Origin of the sequence: Gallibacterium genomosp. 2 (assembly GCF_000771895.1) — a bacterium.
GTDB lineage: Bacteria > Pseudomonadota > Gammaproteobacteria > Enterobacterales > Pasteurellaceae > Gallibacterium.
The window spans coordinates 174425-180759 of sequence record NZ_JPXY01000014.1 but is presented as its reverse complement, the minus strand read 5'-3'; the positions used below and the strand labels follow the sequence as shown (position 1 = coordinate 180759).

General features: G+C 38.5%; 9 protein-coding genes. All 9 read right to left on the bottom strand.

Translation table 11 applies throughout. The features are described 5' to 3' along the window. Positions 1-5 precede the first annotated feature (5 nt). A complete protein-coding gene (gene iscX / locus P375_RS03310; protein ID WP_348622143.1) occupies positions 6-185 on the bottom strand; it encodes a Fe-S cluster assembly protein IscX in 180 nt (59 codons plus the stop codon). Position 186: 1 nt separating this feature from the next. Next, the gene (gene fdx / locus P375_RS03305; protein ID WP_039134307.1) at positions 187-525 is read right to left on the bottom strand and encodes an ISC system 2Fe-2S type ferredoxin; all 339 of its coding nucleotides are present in this window, start codon (positions 523-525) and stop codon (positions 187-189) included. 24 nt (positions 526-549) lie between these two features. Next, a complete protein-coding gene (hscA, locus tag P375_RS03300; protein WP_039134304.1) occupies positions 550-2403 on the bottom strand; it encodes a Fe-S protein assembly chaperone HscA in 1854 nt (617 codons plus the stop codon). Between the two features lie 18 nt (positions 2404-2421). Next, a complete protein-coding gene (hscB, locus tag P375_RS03295; RefSeq protein ID WP_039134334.1) occupies positions 2422-2940 on the bottom strand; it encodes a Fe-S protein assembly co-chaperone HscB in 519 nt (172 codons plus the stop codon). A gap of 32 nt (positions 2941-2972) precedes the next feature. After that, a complete protein-coding gene (iscA, locus tag P375_RS03290; protein WP_039094099.1) occupies positions 2973-3296 on the bottom strand; it encodes an iron-sulfur cluster assembly protein IscA in 324 nt (107 codons plus the stop codon). A 49-nt stretch (positions 3297-3345) separates the two neighbouring features. Continuing rightward, on the bottom strand, positions 3346-3729 hold the full coding sequence (gene iscU / locus P375_RS03285; RefSeq protein ID WP_013746572.1) for a Fe-S cluster assembly scaffold IscU: 384 nt from the start codon (positions 3727-3729) through the stop codon (positions 3346-3348). 12 nt (positions 3730-3741) lie between these two features. After that, a complete protein-coding gene (locus P375_RS03280) occupies positions 3742-4956 on the bottom strand; it encodes an IscS subfamily cysteine desulfurase (protein WP_039094095.1) in 1215 nt (404 codons plus the stop codon). Positions 4957-4989: 33 nt separating this feature from the next. After that, complete coding sequence (iscR, locus tag P375_RS03275; protein WP_039134301.1) at positions 4990-5466, bottom strand: Fe-S cluster assembly transcriptional regulator IscR; 477 nt, start codon at positions 5464-5466, stop codon at positions 4990-4992. Positions 5467-5555: 89 nt separating this feature from the next. Continuing rightward, positions 5556-6302, bottom strand: coding sequence for a tRNA (cytosine(32)/uridine(32)-2'-O)-methyltransferase TrmJ (gene trmJ / locus P375_RS03270; protein ID WP_039134299.1), 747 nt, complete (start codon positions 6300-6302; stop codon positions 5556-5558). Positions 6303-6335: the final 33 nt, after the last annotated feature.

The window sequence follows — 6335 nt, the reverse complement described above, 5'->3', positions numbered from 1 at the left end:
TTGTCCTATATGCCTAAAAAAATCGCTTCGAGGATTTTTTCATTTGATTTCTTCGGATCATCATCAAACTCTTCCAGCTCACAGATCCAGCGATGCAAATCTGTGAAACGAACTGTTCTCGGATCAAGGTCAGGAAAACGATCATACAGTGCTTCTGCAATTTGTTGTGAATCCTGCCATTTCATTTCAATGCTCCTCTTTTGCGTGGTTAATTGTATAACGAGGAATTTCAACCACTAAATCCTCATCACCGACAATTGCCTGACAACTTAAGCGGCTATCCACTTCTAGCCCCCACGCCTTATCTAACATATCATCTTCCAAATCTGAACTTTCATTCAATGAATCAAAACCTTCACGCACAATGACGTGACAGGTTGTACAGGCACACGATTTTTCACAAGCGTGCTCAATCCCAATTCCAGAACGCAATGCGGCATCTAAAATACTTTCGCCAGTTTCAGCATTGATAACCATTCCTTCTGGACAATGTTCTTCATTAGGTAAAAATACAATTTTTGGCATACTGTTTTCCTTTTATTTATTATTTTATTCAGTAAATTGTTCAACCGAATGACCGGCCAACGCTTGTTTAATCGAATTATCCATTCTTTTAGCAGCAAAATTTCGAGTAGCTCGATCCAGTCGCTTGATACCTTCCGCAATTTTTTGACTATCATCCTGCTGTTGCAACTGTTCCAATTTCTCTATCGCAATTCTGACTTCCGCTAACTCTTGCTCATTTAATAATGCTGCATCTTCCGCCAAAGCACTATACACATTTTCTAATACACGTGCCGCCTCAACACGCTGCTCTGCTAATTCACGTGCTTGCATATCCGCTTTAGCATTTTCATGCGAAGACTTAATCATTTGTGTAATTTCTTCATCTGTCAGACCGTAAGATGGTTTCACTTGAATTGAAGAATGAACACCGGTGGATTTTTCCATTGCTGTTACACTAAGCAAACCATCAGCATCAACCTGGTAAGTTACTCGAACATGCGCTGCACCCGCAACCATAGGAGGAATGCCTTTTAAACTAAATCTGGCCAAAGAACGGCAATCCTGTACCAACTCACGTTCACCCTGCACAACGTGTACTGACATCGCTGTTTGCCCATCTTTAAATGTAGTAAATTCCTGAGCCCTAGCAACTGGGATTGTAGTATTGCGTGGAATAATTTTCTCCACCAATCCTCCCATTGTTTCAATCCCGAGCGATAAAGGAATTACATCCAGCAACAATATTTCACTATCTGGCTTATTACCGACTAGAATATCCGCTTGAATAGCTGCACCCAATGCCACTACTTTATCCGGATCAATAGAAGTTAGAGGTACTTTTCCGAAAAATTCAGCAACCTGTTCACGTACAAACGGTACACGAGTTGAACCACCTACCATTACCGTTTCAATCACTTCATTAACTGAAACATCAGCATCTTTTAACGCACGACGACACGCTAATAAAGTACGTTTTACTAATGGTTGGATAAGGCTATTAAATGTTGCTCTTTCCACTATTATAGAATGATTATTTAGATTAACTTCAACTTGTTCCGCTTGGGTTAATTCGATTTTTACTTGAGTAGCAAGCTCTAATAAACGGCGTTTTTCTTGATCGGTTGACGCCACAAATTTAGTCTGTTGTGCTAAATAATCCGCTAACAGATGATCAAAATCATCACCACCTAGCGCAGTATCACCACCGGTTGCTAGAACTTCAAAAACACCTCTGCTTAGACGAAGAATAGATATATCAAAAGTTCCACCCCCAAGATCATAAACCGCAATAATGCCTTCCTGTCCACTATCTAAACCATAAGCAATTGCTGCGGCTGTCGGCTCATTTAATAAACGAAGTACATTTAAACCAGCTAAACGCGCCGCATCTTTCGTTCCCTGACGCTGAGCATCATCAAAATAGGCCGGCACAGTGATGACACAACCGACTAATTCACCTGCTAAACGTTTTTCAGCCAATGAACTCAAGCGACGTAAAATATCGGCTGATACTTCAATTGGGCTAATAGCTCCCTTTTGAGTAACGATCATTGGCAAGCCGTTTTCACTCGCTTGAAAACGATAAGGTAAATTCGGGTAACGGCTCTGTACATCCGCTAAACTGCGACCAATTAAACGTTTGACTGAAATAATCGTATTGTGTGGATCTTGTCCTGCATTTGCTTTGGCTTCATAACCGACTATCGGTTCTTTCGCTCCATAATAAACAACGGAGGGAATTAATGCTCGATCTTGCTCATCTAATAAAATATCAGCTTTACCGCTACGCACAGTCGCTACTAATGAATTGGTTGTACCAAGATCAATACCAACGGCTAAACGAGCCTGATGAGGTGCAGCACTTTGTCCCGGTTCTGCAATTTGTAATAATGCCATTTACCTTGTTTCCCACTGTTAAAAATCAAAAAATTTTTCTTCTAAACGTTCAATTTCTTGTTGTAATTTTCGAATAAACTTTAATCTATCGATAGTCTGTTTAGTACTATTCCAATCCTGTTGTTCAATACTGTCCGATAAAACCTCGATATTTTCTTGATAACTTTGCTCCACTTGTGAATTAAGTTGTTCCAACAACTCCTGATTATGCTCTTGTTGTGCTTGTTCAAGTTGTTCACGTAATTCCATTTGTTGCATTAAAAACTCAAGATCGTGGGTAGTATTCTCACTATCCACCGACTTATCTAAAGCTAATGCCAGAATTGCTTCTGCTCGTAAAATAGGATCTTTTAAAATCTGATAAGCATCATTCACTTGTGTTGACTTCTGCAATGCTAAACGTTGTTCTTGTTCACTTGCAGTTGAAAAATTATCTGGATGTAGTTGTTTTTGCAATTGCAAATATTGTTGAGATAGTTGTGTCGGATCAATCTGAAAACTTACCGGCAATGAAAATAGTTCAAATGGATTAAACATCATATTTTAATAACTTAGAATTTTATCAATACTTACACGTGAAAACTTTCACCACAACCGCACTGCTCTTTGACATTAGGATTAGTGAATTTAAAGCCTTCATTTAACCCTTCTTTCACAAAATCAAGTTGTGTTCCATCCAAATAGACCAAACTTTTATTATCGACAATAATTTTTACGCCGTGATCTTCAAAAACCTGATCATCATCATTCAACGTATCAACAAACTCTAAAACATAGGCCAAACCAGAACAACCAGACGTTTTGATACCTAAACGCAACCCAATTCCTTTACCTCGATTAACTAAAAAATCTTTTACACGTTGTGCTGCGCTTTCGGTTAATGAAATTCCCATCGTGATCTCCCAAATGAGCAAAGTGCTATCTAACGATAGCACCTACATTTTATTTACTATTTTTTGCTTTATAATCAGCAATTGCTGCTTTAATCGCATCTTCTGCAAGAATTGAGCAATGTACTTTTACCGGCGGTAATTCAAGTTCGGCGGCAATATCACTATTTTTAATTGCTTGCGCTTCATCTAATGATTTACCTTTTACCCATTCAGTAATTAATGAACTGGATGCTATGGCGGAACCACAACCATAAGTTTTAAATTTGGCATCTTCAATTATGCCGTTATCATTTACTTTAATTTGTAGTTGCATTACATCGCCACAAGCCGGAGCACCAACCATACCGCTACCAACTGCCGGATCTTTTTTATCAAATGATCCAACATTACGCGGATTTTCATAATGATCGATTACTTTTTCACTATATGCCATAATTTTCTCCTATTAATGTGCAGACCATTCAACAGTGCTAAAGTCAACGCCTTCTTTATACATATCCCAAAGTGGCGAAAGTTCACGTAATTTAGCTACTGCTTTTTTCACTAAATTAATGGTGTAATCAATTTCTTCTTCTGTAGTATAACGCCCAACAGTAAAACGAATTGAGCTATGTGCTAGTTCATCATTTAAACCTAAAGCACGTAATACATAAGAAGGTTCTAAGCTAGCAGAGGTACAAGCTGAACCAGATGACACAGCAATATCACGCAATGACATCATTAAAGATTCACCTTCAACATAGTTAAAACTCATATTTAAATTTGTACCAACACGATGTTCCATTGAACCATTGACATAAACTTCTTCAATATCTTTCAAACCGTTGTATAAACGATCTCGTAATGCAGTCAAACGAGGCATTTCAGTTGCCATTTCTTCTTTACAGATACGATAAGCTTCACCCATACCGACAATTTGGTGAACCGGTAATGTGCCTGAACGCATACCTCTTTCGTGACCACCACCGTGAATAATCGCCTCTAAACGCACACGTGGCTTACGACGCACATATAGCGCACCAATACCTTTCGGTCCATAAACCTTATGCCCAGACATAGACATCAAATCTACTTTTAATTTTGATAAATCAATCGGTAACTTACCAACTGATTGTGTAGCATCAACGTGAAAAATAATCTTACGTTCTCGACAAATTTCACCAATTTTTTCAATATCCTGAATCACACCAATTTCATTATTTACGTGCATAATTGATACTAAAATTGTGTCATCACGCATTGCTGCTTTCAGTTCATCTAAATCAATTAAACCATCTGATTTCGGAGATAAATAAGTTACTTCAAAACCTTCACGTTCTAATTGGCGACAGGTATCTAAAACTGCTTTATGCTCAGTTTTTGAGGTAATAATGTGTTTTCCTTTGGTTTGATAAAAATGTGCTGCGCCTTTAATTGCCAAGTTATCAGATTCGGTTGCTCCGGAAGTAAATACAATTTCACGAGCATCCGCACCAATTAAATCTGCAATATGATTACGAGCGATATCAACAGCCTCCTCAGCCTGCCAGCCAAACTTATGCGAACGCGACGCCGGATTACCGAATGTTCCGTCAATGGTTAAATAATCCATCATTTTTTTTGCAACACGTTCATCTACAGGGCAAGTTGCCGCATAGTCTAAATAAATAGGTAATTTCATTTTCACTCCGATTTAATTCGTTAAGCCAGCCACTTAACTATCTATATTTTCATTTTCGAGATGTTGCTGTACGCTGATCTCAGCACGATAACGCTGTTGCATTTTTTCTTGTTGAGAACTGACTAACTCAGCGACAGTAATTTCATTTAAAAAATCTTCGATACGATCACTTAACTTTTGCCATAATGAATGGGTTAAACATTGAACGCCATCCTGACAATTTCCTTTGCTCTTACATTTTGTGGCTTGAACATTTTCATTTACTGCTGAAATGATCATACCGATAGAAATATCCTCGCAAGCATAGCCCAATTGATAGCCACCACCAGGCCCACGAGTACTTTTAACCAAACCGTGACGACGTAATTTCGCAAATAATTGTTCTAAATAAGAAAGTGATATTTTTTGACGTTCAGAGATATCCGCTAAAGTAACAGGGCCATTGTTAGCATTTAATGCAATATCTAAAATTGCAGTTACCGCATAACGCCCTTTTGAAGTAAGTTTCATCGCAAATTCCCTAACCTTGTTAAAACAGTGGAAATTCTCACATAACCTACTAAAACAGTCAAGTATTATCACACCGTTTTTAGCTATTGTTATTTCCGATGACTTTCCGTTAGCACTTTTTCTACTGCTGTCAACATTCCTTGCAGAATATTCAGTTCATTACGTTGAATTGCTGTTCTCAAATACAAACGGCGTAATTTTTTCATTACCGCACTGTTTTGAATAAAACCAAGTTGCTGATAAACCTGTTCCGTTTTATTAAAGAAATATTCTAACTCCTCTGCTACCACGCCTTTTGCCGGTATCTCTGCAACTTGTGAATGACGTAATTGATAACCTTGCTGTTTTTGCAAATACGCCATTCTTACTTCATAACTAACTAATTGCACCGCCATCGCTAAATTTAATGAAGAATACTCAGGATTTGCTGGAATATTAAGATGATAGTGGCATTTCAACAGCTCTTCATTGGTTAAACCGATCCGTTCACGCCCAAAAACAATTGCCACTTTTCCGTGCGCTGAACGTACAATCGCCAACTCTCCGCAATCCCGCGGTGTTACGGCAGTAGTGGTCAAGTGTCTGGCTCTTGCACTGGTGCCAATCACCAAGGAACAATCAGCAATTGCCTCTTCAAAAGAAGAAACAATATGTGCCTGTCTAACTACATCATCCGCTCCAGCAGACAAGGCAATACTTTCTTCATTAGGCGGGACTTTTGGTGAAACTAAATAAAGTTGAGATAATCCCATCGTTTTCATTGCTCTTGCCGCAGAGCCAATATTCCCCGGATGAGATGTTTCAACTAATACAATTTTGATCTGATCTAATGACATAATGAAACGATTGGATAAAAATAATGGCGGATT